The following is a 16166-nucleotide window of genomic DNA, read 5'->3' on the forward strand; positions in this document are numbered from 1 at the left end:
GAAACATGAAATTACAGGAACTGCTTCGCGGGGTTGCGGTGAAAAGCAGCACGGCGGCGGATGAACAGGAAATCCGAGAGGTGCGGTATGATTCGCGCGCCGTACAGGCGGGCGACCTGTTTGTTGCCATCCGCGGTTTCGCAACAGACGGACATCAATATATCAGCAAAGCACTCGAGCAGGGTGCGGTCGCAGTCGTATGCGAGGAAACGCCCGCAGGCGTGCCGGCAGTTGTGGTGGATAATGCGCGTCAGGCGCTTGCCGAGATTGCGGCTAATCGCTTCGGGCATCCGGCGGACAGTATGGTCATGCTGGGTGTGACCGGTACAAACGGAAAGACCACAACCACCTATCTGGTCAAACATATGTTAGAGGATGCAGGCCACAAAGTTGGTCTTATCGGTACCAATCAGAATCTGATTGGTGACGAAGTGATAGAAACAGAGCGCACTACGCCGGAAAGCTATGAGCTGCATGCGCTGTTTGCGCGCATGCGGGATGCGGGCTGCACCCATGTTATCATGGAGGTATCCTCTCATTCGCTCGTGCTGGACCGCGTACACGGTATTCGCTTCGCGGTCGGTGCGTTTACCAACCTGACGCAGGATCATCTGGATTTTCATAAGACGATGGAGGGGTATCGCAAAGCTAAGGCGATGCTGTTTGCCATCAGCGACAAGGGCGTCATCAATCTGGATGACGATGCAGCGCAAGCGATGCTGGCGGACGCGAAATGCCCATGTCTGACCTTCTCGTGCGAAAAGGATGCAGCTGATCTGACGGCGAAAAATATCCGCCTGCATGCGGATGGCGTAGAGTTTGTTGCGACGACGAAAGGTGAGATTGCACGTGTCAAGCTGCCAATCCCCGGACATTTTTCGGTGGAAAATGCGCTTGCTGCACTGGGCATGGTGCTGCAAACCGGTATGCCGCTGAGTGATGCGGCGCATTCTCTGGCAACGGCGTCAGGCGTTAAAGGCCGTGTGGAGGTTGTGCCGACCGATACGGACTACACGGTGCTGATTGACTACGCACATACCCCGGACGGTGTGGAAAATGTGCTGCGAGCAGTGCGCGGCTTTGCCAAGGGGCGTGTGATTGCGCTGTTTGGCTGTGGCGGTGACCGTGACCGCACCAAACGCCCAAAGATGGGGAAGATTGCAGCGGAACTGGCAGATTTCTGTGTTGTGACGAGTGATAATCCGCGCACCGAGGACCCGAAAGCAATTATTGATGACATTCTGGAAGGGATGCAGGGGACTAAAACTCCGATGCAGGTAATTGTGGACCGTCCGGAGGCAATCCATTGGGCGCTGGCGCATGCGAAAAAGGATGATGTGATTGTGCTGATGGGGAAAGGACATGAGACCTATCAGGAGGTCAATCATGTTAAGCATCATATGGATGAACGCGAAATTGTCGCGTCGTTTTTCAGCGATAAAAGATGAGGAAAAGCGCGAGATTCGCGCAAAATCACAAACAATGGGGGAGCGAGTGCATGGAACAATTTACGCTGGCGCAGGCGGCGGAGTGGACCGGAGGAGAAGCAACGGGCGAAGCGGTTTTAATGGCCGTTTCCACTGATTCCCGGCAGATTCCACCCAATGCGCTGTTCCTGCCGATCAAGGGTGAGCGGTTTGACGCGCACGACTTTATGGATAAGGCGATCGAAAATGGGGCTGCTGCGGTGGTGTCTCATCGGCAAAATGAGGAGTATCCGGTGCCGACGCTGTATGTGGAAAACACCTCGCAGGCACTGCTGGATTTGGCAGGCGGCTATCGGCGTTTGTGCGGCGGCAAGGTAGTGGGAGTGACCGGCTCGGTCGGCAAGACAACGACCAAGGAACTGCTGTATGTGGTGCTGTCGCAGGGATTGCGTGCACAAAAGACGGAAGGTAATCTGAACAATGAGATTGGCCTGCCGCTGACCTTATTCCGCATGACGCGGGACACTGAGGTGATGGTGGCTGAGATGGGGATGAACCACTTTGGTGAATTGTCGCGCATGACGGCGGCGGCACGGCCAAATATTGCGGTCATCACCAACATCGGCACTTCGCACATCGAGTTTCTCGGCTCGCGTGAGGGCATCTGCAAGGCAAAACTCGAAATTCTGGAAGGGCTTGAGCCGAACGGCTGCGCCGTATTGTGCGGCGACGAGCCGCTTTTGTGGGATAAACGAGAAAGCCTTGGCTGTCGGGTGGTCACTTATGGTATTGATAATTGCGCATGCGATTTGACCGCATGCTTGCATGAAGACGGTACATTTGATATTATAAACAACAAATTGCACGGGGTGGCACTGCCGTGCGGCGAACGCTTTTCTGCAAAGCTTGCCATTCCGGGTGCGCACAATGTGCTCAACGCATTGGCGGCGACAGCGGTTGGCTTGATGCTGGGCGAGACGCCGATGCAAATTGCACAGGGCCTTGCATCTTATGAAGCAAGCGGCATGCGGCAAAACATTTATGAGCAGAATGGCTACCATATTTATGCCGATTGCTACAATGCCAGCCCGGATGCTATGGAAGCTACTCTGACAGTATTGGGCAAGATGGCGCCAGAGGGGCGGCGTTTTGCCGTGCTCGGTTCGATGCTCGAGCTGGGTGATTATACGGAGGAAGGGCATCACAGGGCGGGCCGTGCGGCGGCTCGGTATGCAGATGCACTCTATGCCTACGGACCGGATGCGAAAGCGATGGTCGCGGGCGCAAAAGAAAACGGAATGGAACGGGCGTTTGCGTTTGATGACCAGATCGAATTGGTCTCGGCGCTGCGGCAGGATGCAGCCAAGGGCGACGCCTTATTGTTTAAGGGCAGCCGCGGCATGCAGATGGAGCGCGCGCTTGCGATGTTCTTAGGGGAGGACGTGGAAAAATGACACCAGCGAATCTTTATACGGCACTGGTTGCCTGTGCGGTTGCGTTTGTTTTAACTGCGGCGATCGGGCCTGCGGTGATCCGTTATCTGCGCAAGATGAAGTTTGGCCAGAAAATTCTTGAAATCGGGCCGAAATGGCATATGAATAAGCAGAATATCCCAACGATGGGCGGCTTTATGTTCATCATCGGTATTGCCGTTGCGGTGGCGGCGGGCAACAGTTTTGCGGGCGAGATCTGCATGTCTTCACTGGCGGTGCTCGGTCTTGCTGTGGCATATGGCGCGGTCGGCATGGTGGATGACTATGCCAAGATCCGGAAAAAAGAAAATGCGGGTCTGACCCCTAAGCAGAAGCTCGTGCTTCAGATTCTCGTGGCCGGTGCGTTCATTCTGGTGCTCTTTCTCGGAGCGGACAGTGCGCCGCGTCTGTGGATTCCGTTTACCAATATCGTTTTCATTTGGCCTTGGCCGCTGTACATCATTTTTGCAGCCTTTGTCATTGTGGGTGCGGATAACGCGGTCAACCTGACCGACGGTATCGACGGTCTTGCGGCTGGCGTGACATTGCCGGTAGCCTTGTTTTTTACCTTTGTGGGCATCGCGCGCGGCGACGCAGGCGTTGTGATTTTCGCAGCGGCTCTGGCAGGCGGTTTGTCGGCATTCCTAATTTATAACTTTAACCCGGCGAAAGTATTTATGGGCGATACGGGGTCTCTGTTTCTTGGCGGTGCGGTGGCAGGTCTGGCATTTGCATGCGATATGCCGCTGATTCTGCTGATTGTCGGCCTGATTTATATTATTGAAACCTTATCGGTTATTCTTCAGGTAACCTATTTTAAGGCAACGCATGGCAAGCGTCTGTTTAAAATGGCGCCGATTCACCATCATTTTGAGATGTGCGGCTGGGGCGAGAAAAAAATCGTGCTGACCTTCTCCGGTATTACGGTGCTGCTCTGCCTGCTGGCTTATTTCGTGGCACTGGCTCCAGTGCTGCCCTAATCTTAATCCTAAACCTAAACCCTTCGGAGGTGTCCTCATGGCTTCAACAACCAGACAGGCGCGCTCGCCGCGCCGACCGGATCCACGGCGGCGGATCGCTCCGACCCGTTCGACGTTCCGGGCGGAACGCGCGATCGTACCGCGTGATGCGGCTATGATGCAAACGCGTGCAAATCCTCCCGCACGGACATACAAACGGGCGCGTGTACGGGCACATGCGTGGGATGTGGGCGTGTTTGGCTCGGTTCTGTTGCTGCTGGTGATCGGTCTTATTGCACTGTTTTCCGCGAGTTATTCCAATGCACTGTTTTATCAGGGCAGCGCTACATATTTTATCTCCCGTCAGGGAGTCAATGCGGCGGTGGGCGTCGTTGCAATGGTGGTGATTTCCAAAATCAGCTATAAGTTATATGCGCGATTTCACAAGGAATTGATGATTTTGTCGCTCATTCTGTTGGTTCTGGTTATTACACCGCTTGGTACGGCATCCAAGGGGGCGCAGCGCTGGCTGTTCGGCTTTCAGCCGTCTGAGCTGGCGAAAATTGCGGTTATCGTCTGCTTTTCCTATTGGATCGCGCGCGATACGCAGAAAATACGAACCTTCAGAGGCTTGATTAAGCCGTATGGTTTCTTGTTGGTGTCCTACATCGTGCTGCTGTTTTTTGAACCGCACACCTCGGCTATGATGATCATTTGTGGCCTTGGCGTTGTGATTCTGGTGGCAGGCGGTATGCGCCTGTGGTATTTTGGCCCGATTTTTGTAGCGGCAGCGGGTATTTTGACCGGATTCTATTTCGCATTTAAGCATGTCCGGGAACGCTTTTCCGTTTGGCTGGACCCGTTTGCCAACATGCAGGGCGAGGGCTGGCAGGGTGCGATGAGCCAGATTGCCATTGGCTCGGGCGGCCTGCTGGGCCGCGGTCTGGGCAAGGGCATGCAAAAGCATCTGTATCTGCCTGAGCCGCAGAATGACTTTATTTTCTCCTCTTGGTGTGAAGAAATGGGACTGGTGGGTGCACTGCTGGTACTATTGCTGTTTGCCTACCTGATATTCCGTGGTTTCCGCATTGCACGCGCGGCACCGGATAAATTCAGCTGCCTGCTTGCGACCGGCATTACGGCAAAGTTAGCGATTCAAACACTGATGAACCTGTTTGTTATCACAGGCATCATTCCGGTTACGGGTGCAAGTCTGCCGTTTTTCAGCTACGGCGGCACAGCACTGCTGATGCAGATGGGAGAAATGGGTATACTACTGAATATTTCCCGTTATGCACGTGTGGAAACCCGTGCGGAAGAATAAGCAGAGATTGACCTATGTGATAGGCGAAAGGCTTTTGGAAAAGGGGGAGCTGATTTGAGACTGTACATCACCGGCGGAGGTACGGGCGGTCATGTGACGCCCGGGCTGGCGATTGCACGCTACTTTGAGCATAAGCATCCGGACACGGTGGTTCGGTTTGCGGGTTCGGCGCGCGGAATAGAGAATAAACTGGTGCCGCGCGAAGGATATCCGCTGGATGCGATTGAAATAATTGGTATGTCGCGTTCGCTCAGCCCGAAAGGCTTGGCACATAATATAAAGGCGGCAAAACTGGCGGTATCGGCTGTCAGCAAAGCGAAAAAGCTGCTGCGTCAGGCGCGGCCGGACTGTGTCATCGGCTGTGGCGGTTATGCGTCGTTTGCCGTGGTGCGGGCTGCGCAGCAAATGGGGATTCCCACAGTGCTGCTGGAGGTAAACGCTCTGCCCGGCAAGGTGACAAAGATGCTCTCCAAAAAGGCGGACCGTGTGCTGGTTTGCTTTGAGCAGGCCAAGGAAATTCTGGGCGGCGGCGATAAAGTTGTGCTGACCGGCGCGCCTGTTCGAGGAGAAATTCTTGCGGCAGATCGGGAAAAAGCACGCGCACGTTTTGGCCTGACCGAAAAGGACCAGCTGGTGGTTTCCTTCTGGGGTTCGATGGGCGCAAAGTATATGAACGAGCATATGGCGGGCACAATTGCGCTGGAGTGCAAAAATAACGTATCGTATCACCATGTGCACGCAACCGGTGCGGCGGCACGCGAATGGCTGCCGCGCATGGCGAAAGAGCAGGGGGCGGATTTAACCCAGCATCCCAATATCGAAGTGACGGAATATATTTATGATATGGCTGATCGGCTGGCTGCGGCTGACCTGGTGGTTTGCCGTGCAGGTGCGGCGACGCTGGGCGAGCTGTGTATGCTGGGGCGGCCTGCACTTCTGGTGCCGTCGCCGTTTGTGGCGGAAAACCATCAGGAGAAGAATGCCCGTGCGCTGGAAAAAGCAGGCGGCTGCCGGGTATTGCTGGAAAAGGATGCGTCGCCGCAAAAGCTGTATGATGAGATGCAGATGATGTTGGCAGATCGCGACCGGCTACAGCAGATGGGACGTGCTGCAACCGGTCTGGCCGCACATGACGCAAGCGAAAAGATTTATCGCGAGATCCTGTGGGCAATGGAGCATCACGGGAAATAAAAAACGAAGGGGCGCCACGATGAGACGCAGAAAGCGAAGATACAAAACGCCCGAGCAGATGCGTCGACGCGTCAGCCGACGACAACGCTTTTTCCATGCAATTGGGCGCATACTGTTTCTCGGGGTTTTGCTGGCGGCGGCGATATTGGCGCTGACGGTTTTTTTTAAGGTGGACACCATAACGGTGGAAGGTGCGCAGAAATACCGGGCGGAAGAAATCGTTGCAGGTATGGATGTTAAGCAAGGGGACAACCTCTATCTGTGGAATAAGGTAAAAGTAAGCGATGCGATGCTGGAAAAGTTTCCGTATCTGCAAAGCGTACAGATTCGCCGACATTTGCCCAATGCGTTGGTGGTCTCGGTCACGGAGTGCTCGGCGTCGGTCGCCATCGCATCGAACGGAGGCTATCTGCTGCTGAGTAAAGAGGGCAAGGCGTTGGAACAGAGTGCAACGAGTAACGGCTTGCCGGTTGTTACAGGTATGACCTTGTCTGATGTTCCGCTCGGAAGAATCCTATCGGAAGAATCGAGTGAGTCAGCGGAGGAACTGTTGACCATCCTGCAGATAGTAGATGCGGCCGACATGCATGGTGACCTCAACTTTATCAATCTGTCCGATCTGCGCGATATTCACATCGGTTATCAGAAACGGTTTGACATCCGAGTAGGCTCGGTGGATAATCTGGCGTATTATCTGCGCTTTGCTCAAACGGTGATACAGGATCGCCTGTCGCCGTCTGATATCGGACAGTTGTACTGGGATGCACAAAACCGTTTGCATTATGTACCGGATACGGCAGAAAATATAGAAAAAGCGGGTATGGGACTGGCGGCATCTCCGACAGTGACCAATGCAGCGACAGAAGATGCCGCACGGCAAACGGATGCAGAGGCTTCTCAATCGTCGGCGCAGTCTCAGAGTGATACAGATGCAACGCAGAACTCGGACAACGGATCCGATGAAGAAGCGGACGCGGCCGATGAGGTGGATACCGACGGGGATGTGTGAGGAAAAGGGAGGAAAAAGGGACAAAAGAAGGCCGGAATACCTTATGCGGTATGGATTTGAGAGGGCGTTTGGCATAAATTTGGTGGAAAGATACAGAAAACTTTCAGTTTTTTTTGAGCAATTCACTAATTTCTGTTGCAAAATGGAACAATTAGAGGTAAAATTAAAACAATAGGGACAGCTCGCTTGTGATAGACAGCGGTGTCCGCGCAAAAGAACGTATAAGATAATCTGAACGATTCTTTATCATAAAACGGAGGATGGCAATAATGGGTTTCGAGTTTGAACAGAGCTTGGATGGTGTAGTGAACATTAAAGTAATCGGCGTAGGCGGCGGTGGCGGCAACGCAGTCAACCGCATGGTCGAAAGCGGTGTGCAGGGTGTTGAGTTTGTTTCTATCAATACGGATATGCAGGCGCTGAACTATTCTCAGGCCAGCACTAAGATCCAGATTGGCGAAAAGCTGACGAAAGGACAGGGTGCAGGCGCAAACCCGGAGATCGGTCGCAAGGCGGCAGAGGAAAGCAAGGATCAGATCGCAGCGGCGCTTGCGAACACCAATATGGTCTTTATCACTGCCGGTATGGGTGGCGGTACCGGTACCGGTGCGGCGCCGGTGGTTGCGCAAATTGCTCGTGAAATGGGTATTCTGACGGTTGGCGTTGTTACCCGTCCGTTTGCATTTGAAGGCAAGAAGCGTTTGGAGCAGGCGTTGGGTGGTATTGATGAACTGAACAAGAATGTGGACTCGCTGGTTATCATTCCGAACGAGCGCCTGAAGTACGTATCTGAGCAAAAGATCACCTTCAAGAACGCATTTGAAATCGCAGACGGTGTGCTCCGTCAGGCGGTTGCAAACATTTCTGAGCTGATTACTGTCCCTGGCTTTATCAATCTGGACTTTGCCGATGTTACTTCGGTGATGAAGGATGCAGGTTATGCACATATCGGTACCGGCCGTGCTGCTGGGAAAGATAAAGCCGCGGAAGCGGCCCGTATGGCGATTTCCAGCCCACTGCTGGAAACCTCGATCGATATGGCGCATGGCGTCATCGTTTCTGTGATCGGTTCGGACGATATTGGTCTGGATGAGGTTGAGACAGCGGCTACCATGGTACAGCAGGCGGCCCATCCGGATGCGCATATCATTTTCGGCGCGTTTATTGACGATACCATGGATGATGAAATTCGCGTAGTGGTTATCGCAACCGGCTTTGACAGCATCCCGAATTCTGCAAAAATGAATATGGACGGCAAGCAGCCCGAACAGGCTTCCGGCTCCGGTTTGTTTACCGAGGCATCCACTGCGGCCGCAGAGGACAAGCCTACTTCGACTCAGTCCAAATCCAGCGATTTGGGTTCGGATGATGCAGCGTTTGACGTGTTGATGCGTATCTTTGATAAGGATCATCGCTGAGTTCAGCTGAAAATAGCGCTTTGAAAAACAGCCCTGTTTAGGGCTGTTTTGGTCTGATAAGACCTTGTAAAATTCTTGAAAAAGGAGTGTGATCACTGTGAGTGCAGACCCTCGAAGTAAAAAAATAAAAAGTACTCGCGGTGGCACAGCGCTGTGAAACCGCGGAAAGGCGGTAAGGTATGGTAGAATTTTACAAGACACTTGACGGAAGAATCACGGAGATCAGCGGCTTTGCTGAAGGCTGTTGGGTAAATATGGTGCATCCCAGTTCGGATGAGCTGGAAGAAATCGCCCGTGCAGCGCACGTGGAAGAGGAGTTTATCCGCGCGGCACTCGACCCGGAGGAAAGCTCGCGTGTTGAAACCGAGGACGATCAGCTGTTGATGATTGTCGATATTCCGATGGTGGAAAAGAACTCGGTTGAAGATGGCGGCCAGATGTTCAGCACTTTGCCTATGGGCATCGTGGTGGCACAGAACGCGGTCATCACAGTCTGCCTGGAGGACAGTATTATCCTGCGGTCAATCGCCGAGGGCGCGGTGAAGGGCGTGCATACGGCGTTGCGCACGCGCTTTGTATTTCAGATTTTGCTGCGCGTGGCGGGACGCTTTTTGAAAAACCTGCGCATGATTGAGCGTGACTTTACCCGCATTGAAAAGCGGCTATATGATTCGCTCAAAAACGAAGAGTTAATTCAGTTGCTCGGACTCTCCAAATCATTGGTTTACTTCTCGGCATCGTTGAAAGGCAACGAAGTGACGATGGAAAAAGTACTGCGTGGACGTGTGCTCAAGCTGTACGAGGATGACCGTGATATTCTGGAGGATGCACTGATTGAGATTCGGCAGGCCATCGAGATGGCCGGCATCTACTCAAGCATTTTGTCCGGTACGATGGATGCGTACGCTTCAGTTGTGTCCAACAACCTGAATATCATTATGAAGGTTCTCACGGTATTGACTATCATCATGACCATTCCGAATATTATCTTTGGTTTTTATGGCATGAATATCGAGGGGGGTGGTCTGCCGGGTGACTTTGTCTGGTGGATTCCGCTGTTGATTTCGGTTGCTGCGTGCTTTTTTGCGTGGTTCATGCTCAAGAAGAAAAATTTGGATTGATTTTCGGCGCCGCGCTTGCGGCGCTTTTTGTTTTGGGAAAAAGCAAAGGGCGCGCTGCTGCGCGCCCTTTGCTACTGTTCACTCGTCGTCCCATACAAGGAGAATGGTCTGGCCGAAAATCGTGATGGATTCCATCTCTTCCAGTGGGATTATTTCCGGGAGCAGGCCAGTGTTGGAGTGGCCAATCTGCCATAGATCATAGGTTGTACCGTCCTTAAGCGTTAGAATGGGGGAACTGCCCCCTGTGTAATACTGATTGTCGTATTCATCCGGCACGCCGTCCAAGTACAGGTTCATGTTATCGTCATAGGTCATCTCTTTGTCGAAGTGCCATTCAAGATGATAGAAGGCCGGTGTGAATGCGATGCTGTCAATGGTGACGTTCAGGTTGCCGTAAGGAATTACTTGGCCGGCCTGCGCGTACACTGCGGTATCAGTGCTTTCGAGCGGCACCTCGATGCTCCAGTTGCCGGAGACAAGGGTTTGATCCGGTCCGGAATAAGTGCCTTCTCTCATATAGCTGATGATGTCGGAGAAGGTGAAGCGCACGGTCTTGCCTTGCCACTGGTCAATGTTGCTCATATCCATTTCAATCTGGAAGAAAAACTGTGTCGGGTCGGTTACCGCACTTGGACTTCCGCTACCGAAGCTCCATTCTCCGTCGGTACGGACTTCGTAGTCTTTAAAGGTTAGGAAGTCGGTGTTTGGGTATTCCTGTATATCGACAAACGGTGTACCATCGTCCTTGACGGCGGAGAAAATTGCGTATACGGTCTGCTCATCAGCGTAGATGCCGTCAAGCGAAATAGTCACACCATGAGCAGTATCGCTGGCGCCGCTGGCGACAAAACCTGTGTCCGTTTCGACATCGCTGTCAGACATTTGGAAAAATTTCGCAAGTTGTGTGCGGCCCGCTTCCGGGTTGGCAAAAAAGCCGACGACTGCGCCTGCCGCTGCGGTGAAAGCCAGCGCGCATGCAGATACAGCTGCAATGAGAATAACTCTGCGTGGATGCCGCCGCTTTTTGGGCTTTTGAGCGGTTTGCGCCGCCTGATTGAGTCGTTGAATCAACATATCCTGTTCCTCCTCGGTAAAGCGCAGCGCATCGAGCGCATCCTTATATTGTCTCATATCCGCTGCCCTCCAGTTCTTGTTTGAGTTTGGCACGGGCGCGGGCGAGTCGCTGCCGAACAGCGGCGGGTTTCGCCCCGACCATGGCTGCAATTTCTTCGGCGTTGTAGCCTTCATAATAGTACAGGTAGATGACCTCGCGGTGTTTGACCGGTAGACGCTGTACTGCGGCCAGCACGCCGGTATCTTCCGCAGGGAGAAAGGGAATCTCACGCTCGATCAATTCGTCCAATGGGACAGAGCGGCGGCGCCAGCCACTCTTGAGGATGTCCTTGCACTCATTGATTGCCATGCGGAGAATAAAGGCGCGTGTCTCGCCCTCGGTGTCAAACTTTCGGTCGATTTGCAGCAGTTTCAGGAATATATTCTGGCACACATCCTGCGCGTCCGCCCTGCCGAGCGAATACGTAAAGCATACGCGCAGGATCATGCCGGAGTATAAGCGCACGAAGGTGGCTGCATCGGCTGCATCTTGCCAGACCGGCATAAGGCTCATCCCCTTTCACTATGATAACGACCAAGCGTTGTGTTGTGTGACAAAATAGTGGAATATTTTTATCTTCATAATTTCTTTCGGAAATGGGTAGGGGAATGTGTTATACTGCTATTAGCATGACGGCGGAATGTGACAGAAAACAGTGATGAAAATTGCAGAAAAAATCACCGGATTTTTGTGCGAACAGAGAAAAATGCAGGCAAGCAGGTGAAAAAGTATAAAAAGCTGTTGCATTAAGTGGGAATAGTGCTATGATATTACAAGGAAAAAAAGAATGAAATAATCGGACAAAGATGAAGGAGACGAAGGATTTATATGCTTCGGTTTTTAGAGAGTCTGCAATTCGTTTTATTTGTATTTTTTACAGCAGCGTATGCCTATCAGATTCTGTATCTGGTGGTTGGTCTACTTGGAAAAGGACGTCAGGGAAAGAAGAATCCCAAATTGCACCGATATGCGGCAATCATTGCAGCGCGCAATGAAGATGGTGTCATTGGGGAGTTAATTCAAACGCTGAAGCAACAGGATTACCCAGAGGAGCTTCTGGATATTTTTGTTATTGCAGATAACTGTACAGACAGTACAGCGGAGGTTTCCCGCAAGGCAGGGGCAATCGTGTATGAGCGCTTCAATAAGGCGCAGGTGGGTAAAGGTTATGCGCTTGATTGCTTGTTCCGCAATATTTTCAAGGATTATGGCGAAAAGACGTATGATGGCTTTTTCGTGTTTGACGCCGACAATCTGGTAGATTCGCAATTTGTGCGCGAGATGAATAAGATGTTTGACACTGGAGAGTATACTGCGCTGACCAGCTATCGCAATTCCAAAAACTTTTGTGATAACTGGATTTCTGCGGGTTATGCGCTTTGGTTTCTGCGTGAGGCGCGTTTTCTCAATCGTCCGCGTACGCAGCTTGGTGTTAATTGCGCCGTTTCCGGTACGGGCTTTTTGGTTGCGGCAGATGTCATCCGTGAGGCGGGTGGCTGGCCCTATCACTTGCTGACAGAGGATATTGAGTTCTCGATTGCCTGCGCGGTGCGCGGTCGGAAAATTGGTTACTGTGGTACGGCAATCATTTATGACGAGCAGCCGATTCAATTCCGGCAGTCCTGGTATCAGCGTCTGCGCTGGAGTAAAGGCTTTTATCAGGTGGATGCGAAGTATACGGCGCCGCTGTTGCTCGGCTGTCTGCGCGGCGGCAGAAAGGGTATGTCCTGCTACGATATGCTTATGACAGTAGCGCCCTGCAATCTGGTGACAATTGGTGTGCTGGGGCTTGCCTTATTCGCCTGCCTGAGCAGCCTGTCGCAGCCGGCGTTCGTTACCTATCGCGTGTTGCGCATGCTTGGGCGGATCATTTATTCTACGGTAAAAGGCATTTCGTTTAGCTTATTTATATTTGGTGCTTTTACGATGGCAACCGAATGGAAGAAGGTCAAGGGCAGCGTTTGGAAAAAGATTTTTTATGTGTTTACGTTCCCGCTGTTTATGCTGACCTATATCCCGATTTCTTTGATGGCGCTTGTCGGTAAAGTTGAGTGGAAGCCCATTCGCCACGGTCTCACTGCCAAAGCGCAGAATGAGAACGAGCGCGCTTAAGAGAAAAAACAAAAAGCTGCTGCAACGCGAAGTTGCAGCAGCTTTTTTCCTATTCAACGTAATGCGGTCGACCGCTGGCATACAGTTCGCGCCGAATGGCCGCGAACATGCGTTCCGCCATATCCAGATACCGGCGGATTTCAATTTCATCAATCTCAAACGGAAGGTCAGTAGGATACCGTGTTTCGATATACAGGTCGTTCAGCGCGGCACTCTCGTCAAGATATTCCGAGAAAGTCTCTGAATTCTGCTGAATGGCTTGCCGACAAAGATAAGTGAGGTTGTGGCCATCGTAATGTCGACCGGTACGGAATAACAGATATCCCTTGAGCGCTTTTTCAATTGCCTGCTGACAGTGGAAGGCAATATTGTAGTGGTCGCCCCCATAGGTCAGCAGCAAGCGTGCGCATTGTAGGTCGCATAGCGCTTTATCCAGCCATTTATAGTAAAAGTGGCTATCGGATGCGCCTCTACGTCTTCTGCTCATAAATCACCTGCCCTTTCCGGTTGATCCATGCGGCATAGGAGGTTTCATCCTCCAGCAGCGCGTCCCACTCTTCGGCGGTGTATACATTTAAATTAACCGGCACATCAGCAGAAAGCACCAGATGAAGATGTGTGCGCAGGTGGCGGCAATCTGTGCCGTTGGGCACGATGATACAAAGGCTGAACGCTTTGAGCTTTCCGGTAGCCATGGTTCGCTTTTCTGCAAACAGAATAATCCGGTGCGGTTGACATATGCGGAGAATATCCTTCGTGGCTTGTTGAATCAGTTCAGTCATATGGTTATGCCTCCTGCGTCTCAAATGGTGACAGGGTTGCAAGCGCCTCAAAATGCGTTTTACCATCTGTTTCGCCGCGCACATAGCGTGCGCCGTCCACTGTGCCGCAAAGCAGTGAGAGTTGTTCACTAAAGGCGGTTTCAGCAGTGTAGTTGACCTGTAGGGAGGAAACAAAGCCCGGCTGACGCTGCAGGTCGAGTGCATCCGAAATCAATTCTACGATGCGCACATTATTGACGTGGTTGTTGACATCCAAATCCGAATATTGCACAGTATGAACATGATGCGGCCGTACAGTATCGCAGGACAGCTTGGGCAGCGGTTCAAACAGTTCTCCGCGTGCGGTGTGCAGATAGCTTTCCGCTGCTGGGAAAGAACTGGGGCGCAAGATGCGGTGCGATACTGGATCGAGCGTGACCCACATGGATTGTGCGTCGCCAATCTGCTGTTCATCCGCAAAGAACAAAAAACAGCGATACCAGCTTGCGCCGCGGATACCCGGACACCATGTCTCGCAGCGGATGCGTTCATACGGGCGCAGCGGACGCGTCAGACGCGCCTTCATGCGCGAGAGCACCCATAGGATATTCAGCTCGTCTTGGGCAAGATGCAGCGATTCTGCATGCACGGTAGCAGCATCCTGCATGACCAGCCAGAGAAAGGATGGTTTTGCAATGCCGCGGTTATCGATATGGCCGTAATTGACCTCGTATTCACGGGAGAGAAGATCTGCCAAGGGAAAACGCCTCCTTGTGATCAGTGAAATAGGCTGACAATAAACCGGGTGACCAGTTCGAGCAGCGAGGACTGTTGCACCGAAGCGTCCGGCGTAGTATCCGGGGTTTGCTTATTCGATGCGTAGTGTTCGGAAAGCATCGCCGCGCAGCCATCGACAGTTTGCAGAGAAGTATAGCTGAAGAATACCTCGCCCTGAATGTCAATGCTATTGTCCAACAGAGTGAGCTGACGCTGCAATTCATCTGTTCCATACCATACATCACCCGGTTGTGCTTCGGCTGCGCGATAGGCGCCGATGCCGATGTACAACGCGACATCACTGGTGGAAACTATCTGCTGCCACCATTCCACCAGAACTTCAAAGTCGGCAATTTCATAGCCGATGGACCAGTAAAGCTGAGGACAGATATAGTCCACGGTGCCCTTTCTAATCCATTCGACAGAATCGCAATAGATTTCCTGATAGGAAGAGCGGCCGTTGGTTTCGCTGCCTTTTGGGTTGTTGGCCTTGTTGTCCCAGATACCGGCGGGACTGACGCCGAACGATAAGGTTGGATCGATTTTATGCAGTGTTTTGTCAAGCGTCGCGATCAGGGTATTGACGTTATCGCGTCGCCAATCACCAATATCACTGAAATCTTGTCCATAGCGGGCATAAGTAGCGGAATCATCAAAATCTGTCCCCGGATAGAAATAATCATCCAGATGGATGCCGTCTACATCATAGTTATTGGCAATTTCCGATGCGCCATCCACCACAAGCTGCTGCACAGCGGGCAAACCGGGGTTAAAATAGTAATTGTCCTCGTATTCGACGACCCATTCCGGATGCTGCTTGGCAGGGCTGTTGTCGGGCAGGGAATCCCATTCGCTTTGACCGCCCTTGGTGATACGATAGGGGTTGAGCCAGGCATGCAGCTGCAAGCCGCGGCTGTGGGCGGCCTGAACCCAATAGGCCAAAACGTCAAAATCGCCGTCCGGTGCCTGTCCAACGGTGCCGCTGACATAGCGGCTCCACGGGAAAATATCCGATGGATAGAGCGCATCAGCCGAAGGACGAACCTGCAGGAAAACGGTATTCAGCCCCATTGCTGCAATATTGTCGAGGATGGTATCTGCTTCGCTTTTAAGCGCATCGGCGGATAGGCCTTGCGCCGAGGGATAGTCGATATTGTATATGGTCGAAACCCATACGCCGCGCATGCCGTCTTGCGCGGGCTGAACCGCGCCGGCACTGGACAAAATCAGAGCCAACACCAGAATAATGGAAAGAATACGTTGTTTGAGCATGGAAAGACTCCTTTGACAATTAGCGTAAATAATATAATTATTTTACCATTGCGGGAAGGAGAAAGCAAGAATGATTGACATGGACGCGGATTCATCGTTGTAGGAGTACAATACATCTTGGACAGTTGAATAAAAAAGGATGAAGGATAAGACCACATCGGTTAAAGTTGAGTTGCTATACAACAACTTGTCGAAAGGGGGCCATATCC

At 52.3% G+C, this 16166-nt stretch carries 15 protein-coding genes; 9 read left to right on the plus strand and 6 right to left on the minus strand.

The features are described 5' to 3' along the window. The first annotated feature begins 5 nt into the window (after positions 1 to 5). The 8 genes from ACTQ3V_RS10840 (at position 6) to ACTQ3V_RS10875 (ending at position 9921) form a co-directional block, all read left to right on the plus strand. A complete protein-coding gene (locus ACTQ3V_RS10840; protein ID WP_441467517.1) occupies positions 6 to 1448 on the plus strand; it encodes a UDP-N-acetylmuramoyl-L-alanyl-D-glutamate--2,6-diaminopimelate ligase in 1443 nt (480 codons plus the stop codon). A gap of 50 nt (positions 1449 to 1498) precedes the next feature. Then, on the plus strand, positions 1499 to 2881 hold the full coding sequence (locus tag ACTQ3V_RS10845) for a UDP-N-acetylmuramoyl-tripeptide--D-alanyl-D-alanine ligase (protein WP_441467518.1): 1383 nt from the start codon (positions 1499 to 1501) through the stop codon (positions 2879 to 2881). Then, entirely contained in the window at positions 2878 to 3879 is a 1002-nt protein-coding gene (gene mraY / locus ACTQ3V_RS10850) for a phospho-N-acetylmuramoyl-pentapeptide-transferase (RefSeq protein WP_441467519.1), read from the plus strand. The genes ACTQ3V_RS10845 and mraY overlap by 4 nt, the downstream gene beginning before the upstream one ends. A 37-nt stretch (positions 3880 to 3916) precedes the next feature. Next, positions 3917 to 5182: an FtsW/RodA/SpoVE family cell cycle protein gene (locus ACTQ3V_RS10855; protein WP_441467520.1), complete on the plus strand. Its 1266-nt coding sequence runs from the start codon at positions 3917 to 3919 to the stop codon at positions 5180 to 5182. A gap of 54 nt (positions 5183 to 5236) precedes the next feature. Beyond that, positions 5237 to 6373, plus strand: coding sequence for an undecaprenyldiphospho-muramoylpentapeptide beta-N-acetylglucosaminyltransferase (gene murG, locus ACTQ3V_RS10860; protein WP_441467521.1), 1137 nt, complete (start codon positions 5237 to 5239; stop codon positions 6371 to 6373). Between the two features lie 19 nt (positions 6374 to 6392). After that, positions 6393 to 7382, plus strand: coding sequence for a cell division protein FtsQ/DivIB (locus ACTQ3V_RS10865; RefSeq protein WP_441467522.1), 990 nt, complete (start codon positions 6393 to 6395; stop codon positions 7380 to 7382). A 269-nt stretch (positions 7383 to 7651) separates the two neighbouring features. Continuing rightward, entirely contained in the window at positions 7652 to 8800 is a 1149-nt protein-coding gene (gene ftsZ, locus ACTQ3V_RS10870; protein WP_441467523.1) for a cell division protein FtsZ, read from the plus strand. A 179-nt stretch (positions 8801 to 8979) separates the two neighbouring features. After that, entirely contained in the window at positions 8980 to 9921 is a 942-nt protein-coding gene (locus ACTQ3V_RS10875; RefSeq protein ID WP_441467524.1) for a magnesium transporter CorA family protein, read from the plus strand. Between the two features lie 78 nt (positions 9922 to 9999). Here the strand turns inward: ACTQ3V_RS10875 and ACTQ3V_RS10880 are convergent, their stop codons facing one another. After that, positions 10000 to 11052: a hypothetical protein gene (locus ACTQ3V_RS10880; protein WP_441467525.1), complete on the minus strand. Its 1053-nt coding sequence runs from the start codon at positions 11050 to 11052 to the stop codon at positions 10000 to 10002. Further along, positions 11039 to 11539, minus strand: a complete 501-nt coding sequence (locus ACTQ3V_RS10885; protein WP_441467526.1) for an RNA polymerase sigma factor — start codon at positions 11537 to 11539, stop codon at positions 11039 to 11041. The genes ACTQ3V_RS10880 and ACTQ3V_RS10885 overlap by 14 nt, the downstream gene beginning before the upstream one ends. Positions 11540 to 11863: 324 nt before the next feature. On the opposite strand from ACTQ3V_RS10885, the gene ACTQ3V_RS10890 reads away from it, so the two are divergent. Beyond that, positions 11864 to 13147 (plus strand): glycosyltransferase family 2 protein, encoded by a 1284-nt coding sequence (locus ACTQ3V_RS10890; protein ID WP_441467527.1) that lies wholly within the window; start codon positions 11864 to 11866, stop codon positions 13145 to 13147. 49 nt (positions 13148 to 13196) lie between these two features. Here the strand turns inward: ACTQ3V_RS10890 and ACTQ3V_RS10895 are convergent, their stop codons facing one another. The 4 genes from ACTQ3V_RS10895 to ACTQ3V_RS10910 are packed head-to-tail and all read right to left on the minus strand — an operon-like array spanning position 13197 to position 15957. Further along, on the minus strand, positions 13197 to 13634 hold the full coding sequence (locus ACTQ3V_RS10895; RefSeq protein ID WP_441467528.1) for a HEPN domain-containing protein: 438 nt from the start codon (positions 13632 to 13634) through the stop codon (positions 13197 to 13199). Then, a complete protein-coding gene (locus tag ACTQ3V_RS10900; RefSeq protein WP_441467529.1) occupies positions 13618 to 13929 on the minus strand; it encodes a hypothetical protein in 312 nt (103 codons plus the stop codon). Before ACTQ3V_RS10900 ends, ACTQ3V_RS10895 begins: the two co-directional genes overlap by 17 nt. Before the next feature lie 4 nt (positions 13930 to 13933). Next, positions 13934 to 14665 (minus strand): acyl-[acyl-carrier-protein] thioesterase, encoded by a 732-nt coding sequence (locus ACTQ3V_RS10905; protein WP_441467530.1) that lies wholly within the window; start codon positions 14663 to 14665, stop codon positions 13934 to 13936. 20 nt (positions 14666 to 14685) lie between these two features. After that, positions 14686 to 15957: a glycoside hydrolase family 10-like protein gene (locus tag ACTQ3V_RS10910; protein WP_441467531.1), complete on the minus strand. Its 1272-nt coding sequence runs from the start codon at positions 15955 to 15957 to the stop codon at positions 14686 to 14688. Between the last annotated feature and the right edge of the window lie 209 nt (positions 15958 to 16166).

The organism is Candidatus Agathobaculum pullicola (assembly GCF_052117205.1).
Taxonomy (GTDB): Bacteria; Bacillota; Clostridia; order Oscillospirales; family Butyricicoccaceae; genus Agathobaculum; species Agathobaculum pullicola.

Coding starts and splice junctions, on each gene's coding strand:
- ACTQ3V_RS10840 (WP_441467517.1), top strand. CDS start 6: ATGAAATTACAGGAACTGCTTCGCGGGGTTGCGGTGAAAAGCAGCACG.
- ACTQ3V_RS10845 (WP_441467518.1), top strand. CDS start 1,499: ATGGAACAATTTACGCTGGCGCAGGCGGCGGAGTGGACCGGAGGAGAA.
- mraY (WP_441467519.1), top strand. CDS start 2,878: ATGACACCAGCGAATCTTTATACGGCACTGGTTGCCTGTGCGGTTGCG.
- ACTQ3V_RS10855 (WP_441467520.1), top strand. CDS start 3,917: ATGGCTTCAACAACCAGACAGGCGCGCTCGCCGCGCCGACCGGATCCA.
- ACTQ3V_RS10865 (WP_441467522.1), top strand. CDS start 6,393: ATGAGACGCAGAAAGCGAAGATACAAAACGCCCGAGCAGATGCGTCGA.
- ftsZ (WP_441467523.1), top strand. CDS start 7,652: ATGGGTTTCGAGTTTGAACAGAGCTTGGATGGTGTAGTGAACATTAAA.
- ACTQ3V_RS10875 (WP_441467524.1), top strand. CDS start 8,980: ATGGTAGAATTTTACAAGACACTTGACGGAAGAATCACGGAGATCAGC.
- ACTQ3V_RS10880 (WP_441467525.1), bottom strand. CDS start 11,052: ATGAGACAATATAAGGATGCGCTCGATGCGCTGCGCTTTACCGAGGAG.
- ACTQ3V_RS10885 (WP_441467526.1), bottom strand. CDS start 11,539: ATGCCGGTCTGGCAAGATGCAGCCGATGCAGCCACCTTCGTGCGCTTA.
- ACTQ3V_RS10890 (WP_441467527.1), top strand. CDS start 11,864: ATGCTTCGGTTTTTAGAGAGTCTGCAATTCGTTTTATTTGTATTTTTT.
- ACTQ3V_RS10895 (WP_441467528.1), bottom strand. CDS start 13,634: ATGAGCAGAAGACGTAGAGGCGCATCCGATAGCCACTTTTACTATAAA.
- ACTQ3V_RS10900 (WP_441467529.1), bottom strand. CDS start 13,929: ATGACTGAACTGATTCAACAAGCCACGAAGGATATTCTCCGCATATGT.
- ACTQ3V_RS10910 (WP_441467531.1), bottom strand. CDS start 15,957: ATGCTCAAACAACGTATTCTTTCCATTATTCTGGTGTTGGCTCTGATT.